22 protein-coding genes are annotated in these 19,401 nt (G+C 67.8%); 13 read left to right on the top strand and 9 right to left on the bottom strand.

Annotated features, from left to right (window positions below):
• Positions 1–190 precede the first annotated feature (190 nt).
• From C8P69_RS15165 to C8P69_RS15140, 6 genes are all read left to right on the top strand, one after another.
• A complete protein-coding gene (locus C8P69_RS15165) occupies positions 191–862 on the top strand; it encodes an outer membrane protein (protein WP_108178271.1) in 672 nt (223 codons plus the stop codon).
• 315 nt (positions 863–1,177) lie between these two features.
• Complete coding sequence (locus C8P69_RS15160) at positions 1,178–1,861, top strand: outer membrane protein (protein ID WP_170118257.1); 684 nt, start codon at positions 1,178–1,180, stop codon at positions 1,859–1,861.
• 267 nt (positions 1,862–2,128) lie between these two features.
• Positions 2,129–2,857, top strand: coding sequence for an outer membrane protein (locus C8P69_RS15155; protein ID WP_170118256.1), 729 nt, complete (start codon positions 2,129–2,131; stop codon positions 2,855–2,857).
• A 308-nt stretch (positions 2,858–3,165) separates the two neighbouring features.
• Positions 3,166–3,837 carry an outer membrane protein gene (locus tag C8P69_RS15150; protein WP_108178378.1) on the top strand — a complete coding sequence of 224 codons (672 nt, stop codon included), beginning with the start codon at positions 3,166–3,168 and terminating at the stop codon, positions 3,835–3,837.
• 308 nt (positions 3,838–4,145) lie between these two features.
• Positions 4,146–4,862 carry an outer membrane protein gene (locus C8P69_RS15145; protein ID WP_108178268.1) on the top strand — a complete coding sequence of 239 codons (717 nt, stop codon included), beginning with the start codon at positions 4,146–4,148 and terminating at the stop codon, positions 4,860–4,862.
• Positions 4,863–5,177: 315 nt separating this feature from the next.
• Complete coding sequence (locus tag C8P69_RS15140) at positions 5,178–5,921, top strand: outer membrane protein (protein WP_108178267.1); 744 nt, start codon at positions 5,178–5,180, stop codon at positions 5,919–5,921.
• Positions 5,922–5,981: 60 nt separating this feature from the next.
• Here the strand turns inward: C8P69_RS15140 and C8P69_RS15135 are convergent, their stop codons facing one another.
• A complete protein-coding gene (locus C8P69_RS15135; RefSeq protein ID WP_108178266.1) occupies positions 5,982–6,461 on the bottom strand; it encodes a tRNA (cytidine(34)-2'-O)-methyltransferase in 480 nt (159 codons plus the stop codon).
• 308 nt (positions 6,462–6,769) lie between these two features.
• Here C8P69_RS15135 and petA point away from each other — a divergent pair, with 308 nt between their 5' ends.
• The 4 genes from petA (at position 6,770) to C8P69_RS15115 (ending at position 10,470) form a co-directional block, all read left to right on the top strand.
• Positions 6,770–7,318: a ubiquinol-cytochrome c reductase iron-sulfur subunit gene (gene petA / locus C8P69_RS15130; RefSeq protein ID WP_245902063.1), complete on the top strand. Its 549-nt coding sequence runs from the start codon at positions 6,770–6,772 to the stop codon at positions 7,316–7,318.
• A gap of 27 nt (positions 7,319–7,345) precedes the next feature.
• Complete coding sequence (locus C8P69_RS15125; protein WP_108178264.1) at positions 7,346–8,659, top strand: cytochrome b; 1,314 nt, start codon at positions 7,346–7,348, stop codon at positions 8,657–8,659.
• A 22-nt stretch (positions 8,660–8,681) separates the two neighbouring features.
• Entirely contained in the window at positions 8,682–9,521 is an 840-nt protein-coding gene (locus tag C8P69_RS15120; RefSeq protein ID WP_108178263.1) for a cytochrome c1, read from the top strand.
• A gap of 73 nt (positions 9,522–9,594) precedes the next feature.
• The gene (locus tag C8P69_RS15115) at positions 9,595–10,470 is read left to right on the top strand and encodes an S-methyl-5'-thioadenosine phosphorylase (RefSeq protein ID WP_108178262.1); all 876 of its coding nucleotides are present in this window, start codon (positions 9,595–9,597) and stop codon (positions 10,468–10,470) included.
• A 4-nt stretch (positions 10,471–10,474) separates the two neighbouring features.
• Here C8P69_RS15115 and C8P69_RS15110 read toward each other — a convergent pair whose 3' ends face one another.
• Entirely contained in the window at positions 10,475–10,708 is a 234-nt protein-coding gene (locus tag C8P69_RS15110) for a hypothetical protein (protein WP_108178261.1), read from the bottom strand.
• Between the two features lie 149 nt (positions 10,709–10,857).
• Here C8P69_RS15110 and C8P69_RS15105 point away from each other — a divergent pair, with 149 nt between their 5' ends.
• Positions 10,858–11,397, top strand: a complete 540-nt coding sequence (locus C8P69_RS15105; RefSeq protein WP_108178260.1) for an adenine phosphoribosyltransferase — start codon at positions 10,858–10,860, stop codon at positions 11,395–11,397.
• A 12-nt stretch (positions 11,398–11,409) separates the two neighbouring features.
• Here C8P69_RS15105 and C8P69_RS15100 read toward each other — a convergent pair whose 3' ends face one another.
• Positions 11,410–11,829, bottom strand: a complete 420-nt coding sequence (locus C8P69_RS15100) for a hypothetical protein (protein WP_108178259.1) — start codon at positions 11,827–11,829, stop codon at positions 11,410–11,412.
• Positions 11,830–11,983: 154 nt separating this feature from the next.
• Here C8P69_RS15100 and copM point away from each other — a divergent pair, with 154 nt between their 5' ends.
• Positions 11,984–12,388, top strand: coding sequence for a CopM family metallochaperone (gene copM, locus C8P69_RS15095; RefSeq protein WP_108178258.1), 405 nt, complete (start codon positions 11,984–11,986; stop codon positions 12,386–12,388).
• Between the two features lie 3 nt (positions 12,389–12,391).
• Here copM and C8P69_RS15090 read toward each other — a convergent pair whose 3' ends face one another.
• The 5 genes from C8P69_RS15090 to C8P69_RS15070 form a co-directional block, all read right to left on the bottom strand.
• The gene (locus C8P69_RS15090; RefSeq protein WP_337957403.1) at positions 12,392–12,853 is read right to left on the bottom strand and encodes a MaoC family dehydratase; all 462 of its coding nucleotides are present in this window, start codon (positions 12,851–12,853) and stop codon (positions 12,392–12,394) included.
• Positions 12,854–12,855: 2 nt separating this feature from the next.
• Positions 12,856–13,326 (bottom strand): MaoC family dehydratase, encoded by a 471-nt coding sequence (locus C8P69_RS15085; protein ID WP_108178256.1) that lies wholly within the window; start codon positions 13,324–13,326, stop codon positions 12,856–12,858.
• Between the two features lie 407 nt (positions 13,327–13,733).
• Entirely contained in the window at positions 13,734–14,831 is a 1,098-nt protein-coding gene (gene ychF, locus C8P69_RS15080) for a redox-regulated ATPase YchF (protein WP_108178255.1), read from the bottom strand.
• 88 nt (positions 14,832–14,919) lie between these two features.
• A complete protein-coding gene (pth, locus tag C8P69_RS15075) occupies positions 14,920–15,540 on the bottom strand; it encodes an aminoacyl-tRNA hydrolase (protein ID WP_108178254.1) in 621 nt (206 codons plus the stop codon).
• 101 nt (positions 15,541–15,641) lie between these two features.
• Positions 15,642–16,265 carry a 50S ribosomal protein L25/general stress protein Ctc gene (locus C8P69_RS15070; protein WP_108178377.1) on the bottom strand — a complete coding sequence of 208 codons (624 nt, stop codon included), beginning with the start codon at positions 16,263–16,265 and terminating at the stop codon, positions 15,642–15,644.
• Positions 16,266–16,443: 178 nt separating this feature from the next.
• On the opposite strand from C8P69_RS15070, the gene C8P69_RS15065 reads away from it, so the two are divergent.
• Entirely contained in the window at positions 16,444–16,944 is a 501-nt protein-coding gene (locus C8P69_RS15065; RefSeq protein WP_146167353.1) for a hypothetical protein, read from the top strand.
• Between the two features lies 1 nt (position 16,945).
• Here C8P69_RS15065 and C8P69_RS15060 read toward each other — a convergent pair whose 3' ends face one another.
• Positions 16,946–19,375: a YfhO family protein gene (locus tag C8P69_RS15060; protein ID WP_146167352.1), complete on the bottom strand. Its 2,430-nt coding sequence runs from the start codon at positions 19,373–19,375 to the stop codon at positions 16,946–16,948.
• Between the last annotated feature and the right edge of the window lie 26 nt (positions 19,376–19,401).

The raw sequence follows: 19,401 nt of genomic DNA, 5'->3' as shown, positions 1-19,401 counted from the left end.
CGATGGGCCCATCCCCACTGCGCTACCGTGACATTCATGTCACAGGCGGTGGTCCAATACAGGGACTATCGGGCAAAAGTGTCCTGCGACGGGCGGTCGCGGGTTGCGGGGGTACAGCGAGTCGTGCTTTCCGCAGCGGGACGGCGCGGGCTCTCCCAGCCGTGCCCAAGCATTGAAGTGGAAATTCGCAATGAAGAAGCTGCTCCTCGCCACCACCGCGCTCGTCGCCTTCGCCGCCGGCGCCCAGGCCGCCGACCTCGGCTCGCGCCGCGCCCCCGTCGCCGCCGCTGTCGTGGCCCCGGCCTTCTCCTGGACCGGCTTCTATGTCGGCGCCTTCGCCGGCTACGGCTGGAACAACTACAACATCGTCGGCCTCGGCACCGGCACGGGCAACGGCCCGCTCCTCGGCGGCACGGTTGGCTACAACTACCAGATCAACCAGTTCGTCCTCGGCGCCGAGGCTGACCTGGCCTTCGCCGCGATCACCGGTCGCCCGGCTGCTGCCCCGAACTTCTCGCTGCGCACCAACATGCTCGGCTCGGTCCGCGCCCGCGCCGGCTTCGCCGTCGACCGCGCTCTCCTCTTCGTGACCGGCGGTCTCGGCATCCAGAACGCTGCCTTCAGCGCCAACGGCGGCCCGATCGAGCGCTTCACCCGCACCGGCTGGACCCTCGGCGGCGGCGTCGAGTACGCCCTGACCCAGAACTGGACCGCGAAGCTCGAGTACAGCTACTACAACTTCGGCACCCGCCCGGCCGGCGCTGTGTACGGCCTGCCGGTCCGCAACGAGGTCCACACTGTGAAGCTCGGCGTGAACTACCTGTTCTCGACCGGCCCGTCGGCCGTCGTCGCGCGCTACTGATTTCTGACGCTTCCAGCGTCGGAGGAACGAGCGGGCCGCCTTCGGGCGGCCCGTTTGCGTTTGCGGTATCTTCATTGTTTCGGCGGGCCGATCTCCACAATCGCATGTCTTGATGATCGCATTGGGCGAAAATCACAGAAACCGTCATGCATTCCGTATCGCGTCACCGTTGTAGGATTGTCACGACGGGTGCGAATGCATGCGCAGACGTGATCATCACTGGGCATCGAGGCCGGACGACGGTTGAGATGCGGATCATGTCGTGATGTGACTCAGGCTGTTGCTGGTTTTGAGCTGGCCCATGAGGATCACATCGTGAAGACAACTGTTATCGCTGCTGCTGCCTTGATCGCGCTGCCCCTGGGGGCCGGCGCAGCCGATCTTGGGGCGGTGCGCGCGCCCTCGTCGGCGGCTGTCGCGGCGCAGGCCTTCGACTGGAGCGGCTTCTACCTTGGCGCTCACGCGGGCTACGGGTTTGGGCGTGCCTTGCCGGTGAACTTCGGCGGCGTGCCGTTTCCGACCAATGTCGGCGGCGCGCTGATCGGCGGCCAGGTCGGCTTCAACTATCAGATCAACCAGGTCGTCCTCGGCGCCGAGGCGGATCTCGCCCTGACCAGCATCAGCGGCAGCAACCCCGTCCTGCCCCCTGCCATCCGGGTGCGGACCCATGTCCTTGGCACCCTTCGCGCGCGTGCCGGTTTCGCCGTGGACCGGGCGCTGATCTATGGCACGGGCGGCCTTGCCGTGCAGTCCGCGACCTTCGGCTATGGCCCGGGGCCGCAGGGCTATTCGCGCGTCGGCTGGACCATCGGCGCCGGTGTCGAATATGCCCTCGCGCCCCATTGGACGGTGAAGGCCGAGTATGCCTATCACAGCTTCGGCTCGCGCGACCTGCTGCCGCTCTACGGGCTCACCATCAGCTCGAACATTCACACCGTGAAGCTCGGCGTGAACTACCTGTTCTCGACAGGCCCGTCGGCCGTCAGCGCCCGCTACTGAGCGCGCTCCCCCCTTGGGCGAGGCCGGGCTGCCTGCAGGCGGTCCGGCCATCGCCATGTCCGGTCGCGCTTTGGTGTCGCCTTCTCCAATTCGTCGTCATTTGCAAATAGTATATGTGAATTGAGAATTCGTATTTGGCGAGAATGTCTATTGTTTTCACAGGCCTCATGAAGGCTTTTGACCCAGTTTTTACGGTACGGTAACCACGTTCATCTCATCATCGACGAAGACTTACCCGATCATCACCGCTGATCGATGGAGTTCGTCATGATGAGCCGTTTGAGCCTTGCCGCAGCCCTCGCACTGGCCACGACTGGCGTCCATGCCGCCGACCTTGGCGTTCCGCGCCAGCCCGTCGACGCCGCGGTCATTGCCCCCGTCTTCGATTGGTCAGGCCTCTATGCGGGCATCCAGGGTGGATATGCCGGCACCCATCAGGCCTGGACCGTGACCTTTCCCGGTCCGTTCCGGACAGGGTGGGCCGGGCAGGGCGGCCTCGTCGGCCTCCATGTCGGCGCCAACCGCCAGTTCGGGCGGCTGGTCCTGGGTCTCCAGGCCGACATCAATGCCGGCGCCATTGCAGGATCGATAACGGATCCGCCGGTCGTCTTCGCAAGCCGGGCCAACCTGCTGGGTGCTCTCGAGGCGCGGGTGGGAATCGCGACCGACCGCTTCCTGATCTATGCCGCCGGCGGTGCCGCCGGCACCGATGCCCGCCATAGCTTCACCCTTGGTCAGATCGGGCCTGTCGTCTTTCGGCAGAACTGGCTGGGATGGACCGTCGGCGGCGGGGCCGAATATGCCTTCGGCTCGGGCTGGACCGCACGGCTCGAGTATCGCTTCGCCGATTTCGGATCCCGCGCCTACCCGGCCACGCCCGTGGGCGGGAACGGCGTGATCAATGCGCACAGCCATCGCCAGACCATCCAGACCGTTCGCCTCGGCCTGAGCTATCTGTTCTCGACCGGCCCTGTTGCCGTCAGCGCCCGCTACTGAGATCTACGCGTTCAGCGTCGGAGGAAAGAGCGGGCCGCCTTCGGGCGGCCCGTTTGCGTTTGTGGCGGGCGGTTCAGCCAGACTTCATGGACGATGATTCGGGTACCCCGTCGTAAATGACATGGAAAGTCAGTCATTCCCTGCCCCGTCACAGTTGCTGCAGTGCCACATATGACGCAACGTCATCGCATGACCTTGGAGGGTATTCACCTCGGGGGCGCGATTTGTCATTGATCAAGCTGGCATTCTTCTGGTTTTCCTTGATCGATCGTTTCGCCCGGGTCTGCCCGGCGCTAAAGGGCTGCCTAATGAAGACGCTTCTCCTCGCCACTACAGCGCTCGTCGCCTTCGCCGCCGGCGCCCAGGCTGCCGATCTTGGCTCGCGCCGCGCCCCGGTCGCCGCCGCCGTCGTCGCCCCGGCCTTCTCCTGGACCGGCTTCTATGTCGGCGCCTTTGCCGGCTATGGCTGGAACAACTTCAACGCGTTTGGTCCCGGCGCCGGTACCGGCAACGGCCCGCTCCTGGGCGCCACGATCGGCTACAACTACCAGATCAATCAGTTCGTCCTCGGCGCAGAGGCTGACCTCGCCTTCGCCGCGATCACGGGTCGCGCTACTGCTGCCCCGACCTTCTCGCTGCGCACCAACATGCTCGGCTCGGTCCGCGCCCGCGCCGGCTTCGCTGTCGACCGCGCACTCCTCTACGTGACCGGCGGTCTCGGCATCCAGAACGCCGCTTGGTCGCAGAACGCCGCCCCGATCGAGCGCTTCACCCGCACCGGCTGGACCCTCGGGGGCGGCGTCGAGTACGCCATCACCCAGAACTGGACCGCCAAGCTCGAGTACAACTACTACAACTTCGGCACCCGTCCGGCCGGCCCAGTTTACTTCATGCCGATCCGCAACGAGGTCCACACCGTGAAACTCGGCGTGAACTACCTCTTCTCGACCGGCCCCTCGGCCGTCGTCGCGCGCTACTGATTTCTGACGCGTCCAGCGTCGGAGGAACGAGCGGGCCGCCTTCGGGTGGCCCGTTTGCGTTTGTGGCGGGCGGTGCAGCCGGACTTCATGGACGATGATTCGGTGACCTGCCGTAAATAACATGGAAAGTCAGTCATTCCCTGCCCCGTCACAGTTGCTGCAGTGCCACACATGGCGCGCCGTTGCTGCATGACCTTGCAGGTCACTCACTGCAGGCGCGCGATTTTCGATTGATCAGGCCGACATTATTCTGGTGTCCATGGCCTCATCATTCTGACCGGGTCCGCCCGACGCTGAAGGACTGCATCATGAAGACATCTCTTCTTGCCGCTGCCGCTGCACTGATCGCCCTGACTGCCGGCGCTGAGGCCGCCGATCTGGTGCGGCCGCGCCAGTCTGTCGCGGCGACCGTTGTGGCGCAGGCTGCGCCGTTCAACTGGACCGGCTTCTATCTGGGTGGCCATCTCGGCTATGGCTGGGGTCGCACGGGCTGGACCTACGTGGCGGAAACCGTGGCCAGCAACCCCAAGGGCATCTTCGGCGGCCTGCATGGTGGCTATAACTGGCAGGTCAACAATTTCGTCATCGGCGTCGAGCAGGATCTGAGCGCGGCGGCCTTCAGCGACCGCGACATCTGCGGCGCCAACGCGACCTGGACCTGCACGTCGCGGACGAACTGGCTCGGCTCGACCCGCCTTCGCGGCGGTCTCGCCGCTGATCGCGCCCTGTTCTACGTGACCGGTGGTCTCGGCTACGGCGACACGCGCGTCACCACCGTGACGGCCGGCGGCCCCATCAGCAGTTCGCGGTTTCGCGTCGGCTATGCCGTGGGCGCCGGTGTCGAATATGCCTTCGCCCAGAACTGGACCGCCAAGGCCGAGTATCTGTACTTCGACCTGGGTCGCGCCAGCTACGCCGGCTTCGATGGCGATCCCGTCCGCGCCCGCTTCCAGTATCACACGATGAAGGTCGGCCTGAGCTATCTGTTCTCGACCGGCCCGTCGGCCGTCAGCGCCCGCTACTGACCGGGTTCTCCCGCTTCAGCTCATCACGGGCGGCCCCCGCGCGGCCCATCTTGCGCAGGGGGGGGGCCTCGTGCCCCGGCCTAACGCAGCGTGAGTGGCTTTGCGGTGACAGCGAAAGCCCCGCGAACCGCCCGCCCAAGACGTCGATACCGCCCGTCTACACCTCGTTACCGGGCTTTCCGCGCGGCCGGTTGCAGTCGCCGGCGGAAGCTGTCACGCCGGTTCCGTTCGTACACCGGGAACCTCGGGGAGGGGGCGGGGTTCTCATCGTTGGTAGCCGGGCCGCAAGGCCGGGCTTTGCAAGGGACGACACACATGAAGAACCTTCTCCTCGCCGGCGCGGCCTCGATGGCCGTCCTCGCGTTCCAGCCGGCCCAGGCCGCCGACCTCATGCGGCCCCGCCAGCCGGTGGCCGACACGGTCGTGGCCGTTCCCGCCGGCTTCTCCTGGACCGGCATCTATGGCGGCGTCCATCTCGGCTATGGCTGGGGCCGCTCCAACTGGGGCTTCATCCCCGCCGGCACCTTCACCTCGCCCTCCTCGGACGGCATCTTCGGCGGTGTCCAGCTCGGCTATAACTACCAGATCAACCAGCTGGTGCTTGGCATCGAGGGCGATGCCTCGGCCGCCGATCTGTCGGGCTGGTCGTCCTGCCCGAACCCGGCCTTCACCTGCGCCTCGCGGGCGAACTTCCTCGGCACGATCCGCGGCCGCATCGGCTGGGCCTGGGACCGCACCCTGATCTACGGCACCGGCGGCGTGGCCTTCGGCAACTTCCGCAACCGCACCTATGACGCGGCGACGGTGACGCAGGTCGGCTCCTACAGCAATTCGCGCGTCGGCTACGCCCTTGGCGCCGGCCTCGAATATGCCTGGACCCCGAACGTGACCACGAAGCTCGAGTACATGTACTACGACTTCGGCTCCTCGACGCAGCTGGCCGGCCCTGGCTCGCTCGATCCGGCGAACGAAGTGCGGATCCGCAACAACGTGCACACCGTCAAGATCGGCCTGAACTACCTGTTCTCGACCGGTCCGGGCCCGATGGCCCGCTACTGATCGCGCCAGCGCGCATCGGATGACCAGGGCCGCTCCCTTGAGGGGGCGGCCCTTTTCGCGTCAGGAAGGGGCTCCCGCCTGCGGCGGAAAGCCGCCGAGCTGGCGCAGGGCTTCCCCCGCGATGATGGCGCTGGCGATGGCGACATTGAGCGATCGCAGCCCCGGCCGCAGCGGGATGAGGATTCGTGCGTCGGCGGCGGCATGGACCTCCTCCGGCACACCCGCCGATTCCCGTCCTGCCATGACGACATCGCCGGGCTGGAAGGCGAAATCCACATGCGGAACGCTGCCACGCGTGGTGGTGAGCACGAGACGGCGGCCTTCCGCCCGTCGGGAGGCCTCGAAAGCCGCCCAATCGTCGTGCCGGCACCACGAAACGTGGTCCAGGTAATCCATGCCGGCGCGGCGGAAAGCCCTGTCGGATACGGGAAATCCGGCGGGCTCGATGATGTCCACGGCGATGCCGAGACAGGCGGCCATGCGCAGGATCGTGCCGGTGTTCTGGGCGATGTCGGGCTGGTAGAGGGCGAGGCGGATCATCACCGGTTCATTCAGCACATTCAGAAAATACGAAACGGACGGCCTGTCGGTTCATGCCTCCGACGAAGGTCCCGTACAGTGCAATACGGTGTTCTCAAGGCCGGGCTGGACATCACCTTATAACGGTGCGAATAAGCGTCGCCGATCAAGGTCCCGCGTGGATTCCGTGGCTCGTTAGGGCCATTCGGCGTGGTGGCGCCACTCTCAGGCAGCCCCATGCCGGTCCGGTCTTCCGCGGAGGTGCCCCTCGCCTGGTCGGAGCGATTGGGTCCCGGTTGTCGGACCGACGAGCGAAAGGACGACAAGAAGTGGCAAGCGTTCAACATGCCGAGGGCGATCGCCGTGATTTCCTGTTCCTGGCGACGGGGGCTGCTGCTGCCGTTGGCGGCGCTGCGGCGATCTGGCCCTTCATCAGCCAGCTGGCGCCCGACGCCGGCACCATCGCAGCCGGCGCCCCGGTCGAGCTCGACCTCGCCTCGATCCCGGACGGCGGCCAGATCAAGATCCTCTGGCGCGGCAAGCCCTATTTCGTCCGCAACCGGACCGAGGCCGAGATCAAGGCTGCCCAGGACGTCGACGTGAAGACGCTGCGCGACCCGCAGCCCGACTCGGCCCGCGTCAAGGAAGGCAAGGCCAAGTGGCTCATCACCGCCGCCAACTGCACCCATCTCGGCTGCGTGCCGCTGGGCAACCAGGGTGACTATGGCGGCTGGTTCTGCCCCTGCCACGGTTCGCACTTCGATACGTCGGGCCGCATCCGCAAGGGCCCCGCGCCGGCCAACCTGCCCATCCCGCAGTACACCTTCGTCAGCGACACGCGCATCCGCATCACCGGTGCGCCTGGTTCCGCCGCCTGACGTCCCGATCCAGAGGTATTCACGACCATGCAGGGTCATTCGCACTACACCCCGACGTCGGGCATCGGAAAGTGGATGGATTCCCGTCTGCCGCTGCCGCGCCTCGTCTATGACAGCTTCATCGCCTATCCGGTCCCGAAGAACCTGAACTACTTCTACACCTTCGGCGCCATCCTCTCGTTCATGCTGGTGGCGCAGATCGTCACCGGCGTGGTGCTGGCGATGCACTACACCGCTCATGTCGACCTCGCCTTCAACTCGGTCGAGAAGATCATGCGCGACGTCAACTACGGTTGGATGATCCGCTATCTGCACTCGAACGGCGCGTCGATGTTCTTCATCGCCGTCTACATCCACATCTTCCGCGGCCTCTATTACGGGTCCTACAAGGCCCCCCGCGAGGTGCTCTGGATCCTCGGCGTCATCATCTACCTGCTGATGATGGCCACCGCCTTCCTCGGCTATGTGCTGCCCTGGGGCCAGATGTCCCTGTGGGGCGCGGTCGTCATCACCAACCTGTTCTCGGCCATCCCGCTGGTCGGCCCGACCATCGTCGAGTTCCTGTGGGGCGGCTATTCGGTCGACCAGCCGACGCTGAACCGCTTCTTCTCGCTGCACTACCTGCTGCCCTTCATGATCGCGGGCGTCGTCGTCCTGCACGTCTGGGCGCTGCACGTGACCGGCCAGAACAATCCGGCCGGCGTCGAGGTGAAGGACGTGAAGAAGGACACCGTTCCCTTCACCCCCTACGCCACGATCAAGGACGCGGTCGGCCTCGTGTTCTTCCTGGCCTTCTTCGTCTGGTTCGCCTTCTTCCAGCCGAACTATCTCGGCCATGCCGTGAACTACGTGCCGGCTGACCCGCTGGTGACGCCGCCGCATATCGTGCCGGAGTGGTACTTCCTGCCCTTCTACGCGATCCTCCGCGCCATCACCTTCGACATCAACCTGATCATCTTCACGATCCCCTCGAAGCTTGGCGGCGTTCTGGCCATGTTCGCGGCCATCGCGGTGCTGGCCTTCCTGCCCTGGCTCGACACCTCGAAGGTCAAGTCCTCGGCCTATCGCCCGCTGCACAAGCAGTTCTTCTGGGCCTTCGTCGTGGTCTGCGTGATGCTGGGCTGGCTCGGCTCCAAGCCGGCCGAGTACCCCTACACCGTGCTGTCGCTGATCTTCACCGGCCTGTACTTCGCGTACTTCCTGGTGGTGCTGCCGCTGCTCGGCCTGTTCGAGACCCCGCGCCAGCTTCCGGCCTCCATCGCCGATGCGGTGCTGGGCAAGAACCGCGGTGCGGCTCCCGTCACGGCCGGCGCCGCTGCCGCGCCGCAGACCAAAGGTTGAGAGAACCGAAGGACTTCATGAGATGACGCGTTTCTCTCTCCGCATGGCGGCGGCCGGTCTTGCCGGCCTCGCCCTCGCCGCCACCCTCTCGCCGGCCTCGGCCGCCGAGCAGGTGGAGCCGCCGCGCTTCAACTGGTCGTTTGCCGGCATTTTCGGCACCTTCGACCGGGCGCAGCTGCAGCGCGGCTTCCAGGTCTACAAGGAGGTCTGCTCGGCCTGCCACGGCATCGAGCAGATCTCGTTCCGCAACCTCGCCCAGCCCGGCGGCCCGGGCTTCAGCGCCGCCCAGGCGGCGCAGATTGCCGCCGACTGGGTCCACAAGGTCCGCGAGATCGGCGACGACGGCCAGCCGGCTGAGCGCACCCCGCGCCTTGCCGACCGCATCCCCGGCCCGTTCCCGAACAAGAAGGCCGCCGAGACCGCCAATGGCGGCAAGGCTCCGCCGGACCTGTCGCTGATGCCGAAGGCGCGCACCTATGAGCGCGGCTTCCCGCGCTTCCTGTTCGACATCGTCACGCTCTACCAGGAGCAGGGTGCCGACTACGTGAAGGCCTTCCTTCGCGGTTACGAAGACGGGCACGACACGCCGCCCGGCACCCACTACAACAAGTACTATCCGGGCAACGCTGTCGCCATGCCGAACGTGCTGCAGGACGGCCAGGTGACCTATTCCGACGGTTCGCCGCAGACCGCTGTGCAGTATGCCGCCGACGTCACCGCCTTCCTGATGTGGACGGCCGAGCCGCATCTCGAGCAGCGCAAGCGCATCGGCTTCCAGGTGCTGCTGTTCCTGCTGGTGCTCGGCGGCCTGACCTACTTCACCAAGAAGAAGGTCTGGAAGGACGTCGAAGGCCACGCCTGAGGCGTGACCGCAGGGACTTGACGAAGGGCCGCGCGAGCGGCCCTTTTTCGTGGGGCTTTGAGGGGACGGGCGCATGGCCAAGGCGGTTCTGGGCATCATGGGCGGGTCGGGCATCTACGACCTGCCGGGCCTCGAGGGGCTGGAGGAGGTCGCCATCGCCTCGCCCTGGGGCGAGCCCTCGGACGTGCTGCGCCGCGGGCGCATCGGCGGCACCGAGATCGTATTCCTGCCGCGGCATGGCCGGGGCCATCGCCTCAGCCCCTCCGACATCAATTACCGCGCCAATATCGACGTGCTGAAGCGGGCAGGGGTCACCGACCTCGTCTCGCTCTCCGCCGTCGGCTCGTTCAAGGGCGAGCTGCCGCCGGGCCATTTCGTCCTGGCCGACCAGTTCGTCGACCGGACCTATCTGCGCACATCCAGCTTCTTCGGCCAGGGCTGCGTCGCCCATGTCGCCTTCTCGCACCCCGTGGCGCCGCTGCTGCAGAAGCGCGTGGCGGCGGCCGCCGAGGCGGAGGGCATCGCCCATCAGGTCGGCGGCACGGCCGTCTGCATGGAGGGTCCGGCCTTCTCGACGCTGGCCGAGAGCCTGTTCCACAAGGGGCAGGGCTGGGACCTGATCGGCATGACCTCCATGCCCGAGGCCAAGCTCGCGCGCGAGGCCGAGATCTCCTTCGCCTTCGTCGGGATGGTGACGGACTACGACGCCTGGCACGAGGAGGTCGGACCGGTGGATGTCTCGCTCGTCGTCCACCACCTCCACGCCAATGCCGACAAGGCGCGCCGCCTGGTCGCCCGCCTTGCGCGTGATTTCCCCGCAGAGCACGAGCCCTGCCCGATCCATTCGGACCGGGCCCTGGAGCACGCCATCATCACGGCGAAGGAGCATCGCGACCCCGCGCTCGTGGCGAAGCTCGATGCGGTAGCCGGCCGCGTGCTCGGCCGCTGAGGCGTCACAGGCCGAAGGGGCCCATGCCCATATAGCCATAGCGCCACGTGGCGAAGCCCCAGAAGAGCAGGCCGGCGACGAGGCGCACCACGATCGCCACCGCGATGATGGCGGGAATGGCCGCGAGGGCCGCCTTGAAGAAGAAGGCGACGAGCCGAAGGAAGGGCACGTCGAGGGCGGTCAGGGTGACCGGCGTCGGCTGCCAGGTGGTTGGGGCCGGCTGGGCGGGCATGGTCATGGGTCTCTCCGGGTCGAGGGGCGCGTCCTGCCGGACACATCCCGTTTTCTGGGTGTCGCTCCCCGGCTAGAGTTGGACAGGGCGCAGAGGATGCGCCAGTGAATTCGCGGTAAGGTTTTGCCGGTGCGCCGGCACGGGGATGTGAGCGGATGACGGACGACGGGGATCTGCGCCAGGCGATCAGGACCATTCCGGACTATCCCAAGCCCGGCATCATGTTTCGCGACATCACCACGCTGCTCGGCGATGCGCGGGCGTTCCGCCGCGCCGTGGACCAGCTCGTCCATCCCTATGCGGGGGCGAAGATCGACAAGGTCGCGGGCATCGAGGCGCGCGGTTTCATCCTCGGCGGGGCGGTGGCGCACCAGCTCTCCGCCGGCTTCGTGCCGATCCGCAAGAAGGGCAAGCTGCCCCACCAGACCGTGCGCATGGCCTATGCGCTGGAATATGGCACCGACGAGATGGAGATCCATGTCGACGCCATCCGGCCCGGCGAGAAGGTCATCCTCGTCGACGACCTCATCGCCACGGGCGGCACGGCCGAGGGCGCGGTGAAGCTCTTGCGCCAGATCGGCGCCGATGTGGTGGCGGCCTGCTTCATCATCGACCTGCCGGAGCTCGGCGGTGCGGCCCGGCTGCGCGCCATGGGGCTGCCGGTGCGGGCGCTCATGGCCTTCGACGGGCACTAGCCCTGGCGAGGCTCAGCTGCAGCCGACCGGCGGGCGGCTGCCAGCCGGGCAGTTCCTGCCAAAATTCCGCCCCGTGCCGTACCAGCTGCCATTGGGGCGGCGCTCCCAGCCCGCGCCGAAATTCGATCCGGTGCCGGTGATGCGGTTGCGCTGGACCTCGTAGCCCGAGCCGAACCGGTTGCCGGTGCCGGTGACGCGGTTGCCGCGCTGCTCGTATCCGCCGCCGAAATTGCCGCCGGTGCCCCGGTAGGTCGTGGTGCCGGAGCGGCGGGAGCGTTCAACGTCGAAGCCGCGGCCGAAGTGGCGGCCTTCGCCCCGCAGGTTGCCGCGACGGTCCTCGACATATTGAACCGGCTCCGGGCGCGGAGCCGCTTCGGCGGGCACCGAAGCGATGATCTGGCCGGCCATCATCAGTGCGAGCATGGCGCTCATCGGATCCTCCCCAGGTCCCTCAGACAGGCCCTTGTGCCAGTCCTGTTTTTCCGCGGATTGTCGGCTCGGTGCCCTCGATCCTTCCCGATGACGTCTTGACCTTCCCACGGTGGGAAGGTGCATCCCCTGGCCAGACAACGTCCGGGAGCCTCCCATGCGCCGCACCTCGATCCCCGCCCTCGCTCTCGCCTTCGCTGCCGGCCTCGCGGTCTCCGCCGCGCTGACCGGCGGCGGCCTGCCTCTTCTCGCGCAGACCCACGGCCATGGTGCCCATGGCGGCCATGCGGCCGCGCCGCGCGCCGCTAGCGCCGCGACCGAGGGCTACCGCGCCGCCAATGCCCGCATGCATCGCGACATGGACATCGCCTTCACCGGCGATGCCGACGTCGATTTCGTGAAGGGCATGATCCCGCACCACCAGGGCGCCATCGACATGGCGAAGGTGGTCCTCGCCCATGGCAAGGACGCGCAGGTGCGCAAATGGGCGGAGGATGTCATCCGCGAGCAGGAGCGCGAGATCGGCGAGATGCGCGCCTGGCTGGCGCGGCAGGGCCGCTGACGCTCAGAGCGGCACGAAGACGGAGCCGTCGAAGGCGAAGACCAGCTCGCCGTGCTGGTTCTCGCCGGTGTTCAGCGAGAAGACGATGCCCCAGCCGGGGCGGGAGGCGAGCGGCCTCTTCGACACATATTCCGTGTAGTAGGTCACGGTGTCGCCGGCCCTGACCGGCCGCGGCCATTTGAGGTTGGTGAAGCCGCCGGAGGGACCGTTCCACTGCGGCGGCAGGCCCTTGGCGGCGCGCTCGGCGGCGATGCGCTGCGAATGCTCCACCCGCATCCGCATCCAGAGGCTGCCGGTGTGCCAGCCGGAGGCGACGAGCCCGCCGAAATGGGTGGCCTTGCCGCCTTCCTCGGAGAGGTGGAAGGGCTGCGGGTCGTAGTTGCGGGCGAAGGCGATGATGGCCTCGGCGGTGAAGGTATAGGCGCCGAGCCGCTCGCGCTCGCCGATGACGATGTCGTCGTACATGGTCAGGCCCCGGCGGACTGGCGGCGGGCGAAGAAGATCGGGTTGGTCTGCTCCATGACCACCTCGCCCTTCTGGTTCATCAGCTGGAAGCGGAAGCGGACGACGCCGCGGTCCGGCTTGGAGGCCGAGGGCCGCGCATCGAGAATCTCGCGGCGGACCGACAGCACGTCGCCCGGGAAGACCGGTTTCAGCCAGCGCACCTCGTCAATGCCGGGCGAGCCGATGGAGGTCGAGCCATTCATGAAGCCGTCGAACATCATGCGCATGAGGATGGCGCAGGAATGCCAGCCGGAGGCCGCGAGCCCGCCGAGCATGGAGGCGCGGCCGGCCTCCTCGTCGAGATGGAAGGGCTGCGGATCGAACTGGCTGGCGAAGTCGATCACCTCCTCCCTGGTCACCTCATAGGCGCCGAAGGTGGTGATCTCGCCGGGCACGAAGTCCTCGAAGGCGGGGTAGGGGCGTGTGGTGGTCAATCTGTCCTCCGAACCTTGTATCCGGCGACGTGGCTGTTCCGCCTTATGCCGGAAAGGGAGGGCTTCGTCCCGCTGGACGTTTGGCAGGGTGGTGAGGGGGGCAGGGAGGCGGTGGTCCCTCCAGCCGCCATGACCGGCCTTGTGCCGGGCATGATGCGGAGCAGGGGGCGATTGGAAGACCGCCGCCGCAGCTGGCGCTGTCTTCACCTCTCCCCGGCGGGGAGAGGTCGGCCGAAGGCCGGGAGAGGGGGCTTGAGGCTGTTCGGAGAGGGCTTCCCTCTCCCGCCTCGCTGCGCTCGTCGACCTCTCCCCGCCGGGGAGAGGTGGTTGGTGCGGCTGGCAGGGCGAGGCTGGCAGGGCGACGCCTCAGACCAGACGGGCGGAACCGTTGGCGAAACGTCCCCGCCTCAGTTGGCGAAGCGGAAGTGCAGCACGTCGCCGTCGGCCACGACGTATTCCTTGCCCTCGAGCCGCAGCTTGCCGGCATCGCGCGCACCGGCCTCGCCGCCGAGCGCGGTGTAGTCGGCATAGGCAATGGTCTCGGCGCGGATGAAGCCCTTCTCGAAGTCGGTGTGGATGACGCCGGCGGCGCCGGGCGCCTTGGTGCCCTGCGTGATGGTCCAGGCGCGGGCCTCCTTCGGGCCGACGGTGAAATAGGTCACCAGCGACAGGAGCTCGTAGCCGGCGCGGATGACGCGGTTGAGGCCCGGCTCGGTGAGGCCGACGGCCTCCAGGAAGTCCTTCTGGTCCTCGGCCGGCATGACCGCGATCTCGCTCTCGATCTTCGCCGAGACGACGACGGCCTTGCCGCCCTCCTCCTTGGCGCGGGCGAAGACCTTCTCGGAGAAGGCATTGCCCTTGTCGGCGGAGGCCTCCTCGACGTTGCAGACGTAGAGCACCTTCTTGGAGGTGAGCAGGTTCAGCATCTCGAAGGCCTTCTGCTCCTCCGGCTTCACCTCGGTCATGCGGGCCGGGCGGCCGTCGCGCAGGTGGACGAGGGCGCGGTTGATGAGGTCCACCAGCTCCTTCGACTCCTTGTCGCCGGAGCGGGCCTTCTTCTCGAGGTTGACGACGCGCTTCTCGAGGCTCTCGAGGTCGGCGAGCATCAGCTCGGTCTCGATGGTCTCGATGTCTGCGATCGGATCGACCTTGCCCTCGACATGGGTGATGTCGCCGTCCTCGAAGCAGCGCACGACGTGGACGATGGCGTCGACCTCGCGGATGTTGGCGAGGAACTGGTTGCCGAGGCCCTCACCCTTGGAGGCGCCGCGGACGATGCCGGCAATGTCGACGAAGGTGATGCGGGTCGGGATGATCTGCTGCGACTTGCCGATGGCGGCGAGTTGGTCGAGCCGCGGGTCCGGCACGGCCACGTCGCCGACATTCGGCTCGATGGTGCAGAACGGATAGTTGGCGGCCTGCGCCGCCGCCGTCTGCGTCAGGGCGTTGAAGAGGGTCGACTTGCCGACGTTCGGCAGGCCGACGATGCCGCATTTGAAGCCCATGGGAGGTCCGATCTCGTGGTTCGGCGCCTTGTCGAATGCAGGCGCGGGGGTGTCAAGGGCCGCGGGTGGCGGCGTCAGGGCGTGAGCGTCAGGCTTTGGGCGCGTCCTTCTCGCCGACGCGCTTCACCTCGCCCCAGCCGCGGCCCTCCATGGCGAGGTGGATGCGGTTCTGGAAGCCGGGATCGTCGCCGCTGGCCAGCAGCTCGGCATGGTCGGCGCAGGCCGCGCAGAGGTCCTCCACCCAGGGCGTCTCGGCCTTGGCGAAGTCGTTGAGGACATAGGCATGGACCAGCGCCTTGTCGCCGGGATGGCCGATGCCCATGCGCACGCGGCGATAGTCGTTGCCGCACTGGGCGGTGATCGAGCGCAGGCCGTTATGGCCGGCATTGCCGCCGCCGGTCTTCACCCGGAGCTTGGCGGGGGGCAGGTCGAGCTCGTCGTGGAAGACGATGACGTCGCCGAGCGCGATCTTGAAGAAGCGCATGGCCTCGCCGACGGCCCGGCCGCTCTCGTTCATGAAGGTCCCGGGCATCAGCAGCAGCACCTTCTGTGGGCCGATCGTGCCTTCCGCGGTGAGCCCCTGGAAGCGCTGGCGCCAGGGCGAGAAGCGATGACGCCGATGGATCGCCTCCATCGCCATGAAGCCGATATTGTGCCGGTTGTACTGGTATTTCGCCCCGGGATTGCCGAGGCCCGCCATCAGGATCATGGGCCAGGGTCTCTCGCGCGTGTTCGCGTCTCAAATGACAAGGGGCGCCCTGCGAGAGGGCGCCCCGATGCCGGTCACGGTGGGGCCAGGGCCCCGCCGGATCACTTCTTGGCGGCGGGCGCGGCGGCCGCAGGGGCCTCGGCGGCCGGCTCGGCGGCGGACACCGTCGGGGCGACGATCGACAGCAGCGTCACGTTCTCCTTGGAGGCGAAACGCGTGCCGGCCGGCAGCTTGACGTCCTGGACGTGGACGCTGTCACCGACGCCGAGGGCCGAGATGTCGACATCGACGCCATCGGGCAAGTTGTCGGCGTTGCAGAGCAGGGTGAGCGCGTGCAGGACGAGGTTGACCGTGCCGCCGGCCTTGATGCCCGGCGAGGCTTCGGCGCCCTTCACGTGGATCGGGATCTCGACGCTGATCTCCGCACCGGCGCCGAGGCGCAGGAAGTCGACATGGACCGGGGTGTCCTTGACGGGATCGAGCTGGTAGTCGCGCGGAATGACGCGATGCTTCTGGCCGTCGACCTCGAGCTCGAACACCGTCGAGAGGAAGTGACCGGCATAGATGCGCTGGTGAAGGGTCTTGTAGTCGATCGCGATCAGCACCGGGGGCTTCTTGTCCCCGTAGATCACACCGGGCACGCGGCCCTGACGACGTTCTGCGCGTGCGGCCCCCTTGCCGCCCTTCGCGCGGACCGTCGCCGACAACGTTGCGTTGGCAGCCATGGTCTTGTTCTCCAAAAGAAAGACCCGCGGCGGGAGCCTCCAGGGGTGCGGAGATGCCACGGGACGCGGCTCCATAGCGGAAAGCGCCCGAGGGAGCAAGGCTCGCCGTCCTCCCGGGGCATTTGGCGGCAAGGCCGGCGCGGCCTAGTCTGGCAGGAGATCGCCAGAGGTGACCCGCATGCGCATCCCATCCGCCGTCACGCTCGCCTGCCTTGCAGGCATGGCCTCCAGCCCTGTGGCGGCGCAAAGCCTGTTCGACCGGCTGACGGGCGCGGGAGGGGCGGGCGATCCCTGTTTCGCGCGGGCCTATGACCGGGAACATCTCGCGCGCAACCCGCGCCAGCGCGTGGTGGCGATCCATCTCGTGCGCGAGCGGGTGGAGGTCGCGGCTGAGAACAGCCCGCGGCGGTTCACGGTGCGCGTCGGCTTCCGGCTGCGCAGCGGGACGGAGACCTTCTCGACGCTGGCCATCTGCTCGCCTGCCGGCGATGGCGCGGCCTGTGCGGGCGAGGGCGACACCGGCTCGTTCCGGATCGCTCCTTCGGCGGACGGCTTGCGCCTCACCATTGCGCGGCTGGAGGTGGAGGGCGAGAGCGGGTCGAGCCCGGACCTTGCGCGCAGCGACGACCGCGTCTTCCTGCTGCGCCCGGCGCCTGCCGCGGCCTGCCCCACGGGCTAGATCACTCGTCGCGGCCGAGCAGGCCGTCGAGCGCCGCTTTGAGGTTTTCGAGCGACAGCGGTCGGTAGGCGAAGACGACCTTGCTGGCGCCGGCCGGCACTTCGACGCCGCGGAACAGCACGTCGGAGCGCAGCAGCGGCTTGCGCACGCCGTCGACCTCAACCTCCCAGCCCGGATACCAGGGCTCGTGGAGGGTGAGCACGGTCGAGACGCGCGCATCGACGGCAACCTCGATCCGGTCGGGGCGCCAGGCGGTGATCTCGGCCTTGCCGGGCGAGCGCATCAGCGCCTGCATGGCGGGGGTGAGGGCACTGGCGGTGCCCTGGCGGGGGGTAGCCTGCTGGTTGGCGGTGGCCTGCTGGCTCAGCTCGTCATCGTCGTCGACCATGACCTCCTGGTGCGTGCCGTTCACGCGCGGGAAGCTGCCGGCCTCGATGAAGGCGTCGGCATCGGCGACGCGGACGGCGCTGGCGAGGGCGACGCGCGGCGAGGGGTCGGGCAGGCGGTAGATCCAGGCGCGCGGGCCGGCCATGACCGTCTCGACCACCGAGCGCTGGGCGAGGTGCGGCATCTGCTCGATGGGCCGGTCGAGCACGATGTATTCGAGGCCGAGCAGCTTGGAGAGGTCGCAGCTGTAGCTGGGGAACGAGGTCGGGAACTGCCGGTGCAGGACCGTGTAGGGGCTCTCGCCGGGCGAGACGAGACGGTCATAGGGGCCGATGCGCAGCGGGTTGTAGCCGTTGGTGGCCTCGAAGCCATAGACCATGGCGGCGTTCTGCCAGGGCCCGCCGAGGCCGACGATCTCGACGCGCGGGCGGGTGGCACGCGAGCCGTGCTTCTTCAGCTCGCGGGTGAGGGTGGCGATGATGCCGGCGTCGCGGCCGGCCGGCTTCTCGAGGAAGGCGTACCAGGCGCGCGGCTCGGCATTGAGGGAGGAGCCGGCATTGCGCAGCACGAGTTCGCCGCCGGTGACGACGACCGCAAGGCTCGCAGCCGCGAGGCGCAGGCGCGCCGTCTTCGGCCAGGCCAGGAGGACGATCAGCGCGACATAGATCGGCGCGACCTTGGCGATGGCGAGGGCTGACTCCCAGCCCTTGCCGGAATGGGCCGAGAACTGGATCGCCCAGGCGAGCACACCCGCCGTGCCGAGCCCAAGGCCGATCGCCACGACCCGGTTGAGGCGGGGCAGGCCGCGGCGGACATAGTCGGCGAGGAGGAAGCCGGCGAGATAGGCGAGGCCGATGACGACGATGAAGAGGCCACCGACCGGCCGGCGGAAGCGCGAGACGCCCGGCACATGCTCGAAGAGGAAGGGGAAGACCGGCGTGTAGCGGCCGAGCGCATAGGCAAGGCCCGCCAGCGCCACGATGGCGAAGACCCGCCGGCCGGAGGCGAAGATGCGGCCGCCGGCAAGGCCGTGCCAGAGCAGGAGCAGCGCGGTCAGCGTGCCGGCGAAGAGATAGTTGAAGGAGCGGTCGGTGCTGTCGATGCCGGGCCGCGTGCCATGGCTCGGACCCCAGTCGCCGGTGGCGCTGGGCTGCAGCGAGCCGAGGGCGTCGGGGGCGAAGAAGGTGGCGAGGTTCACGGGGAACCAGGACGAGGTCAGCGCCGTCTCAAGGTCCACCGCGGGGCGGTTGGAGAAGCTGGCGAGCTGAGCGGTCAGCAGGATCGGCACCACCATGAGCGCGGCGCCGAGCAGCGCCATCAGCACGAAGAGGTGGAGGCGGCGGCCGAGATAGGCGAGGGGGCGCTCCTGCACCGCCACCTTGGTCAACGCATAGGCGACGAGGATGGCGCTGAGCAGCATCGGCTCCTGGGTGCGGCCGATGGCCAGCAGCACGGCGGTCAGGGTGAAGCCGATGGCGGACAGGATCGACCGGCGGTCGAGGGCGATGTCGAGCAGCAGCAGCGCGAGCGGGAAGAGGCCGTAGGCGGTGATGATGCCGACATGGTTCATGCGGCCGGCAACGACGCCGCCGAGCATGAAGACCGTGGCCGCCAGCACGGAGGCCGCGGCCGGCCAGCCGATGCGGTGGCCGTGGATGGCGATGGCCAGGCCGCCGACGAGCAGGTGGCAAAAGACAAGGAAGTCGAAGGCGAAGAGCGACGGCTCCGGATCGAACCAGGCCCAGATCAGGAAGGGCGGCTGGAAGATCAGCGACTGCGGGTCGGCGATGCTGGGATGGCCGGAATAATGGTAGGGGTTCCAGAAGGGCGTCGCGCCGGAATGGATGGCCGAGGCGAGGAACCGGAAGAAGGCGTAGAACTGGTTCTTGGAGTCCCAGGGCACGACGAGGTCGTTCAGCCACCACTGCATCCAGGCCGCCGTCCAGACCAGCGTGACGGCGAGGAGTGCGATGGCGAGGCCCGCGCGAGGGGATGCTGCGACGCTGCGCCACAGGCCCGCAAGGCGGGTTTGGGACGCGAACAAGACGGACGCGCCACGTGAGGCGGCGC

Source organism: Phreatobacter oligotrophus, from assembly GCF_003046185.1.
Taxonomy (GTDB): domain Bacteria; phylum Pseudomonadota; class Alphaproteobacteria; order Rhizobiales; family Phreatobacteraceae; genus Phreatobacter; species Phreatobacter oligotrophus.
This window is presented reverse-complemented; position numbering and strand designations above follow the sequence as displayed.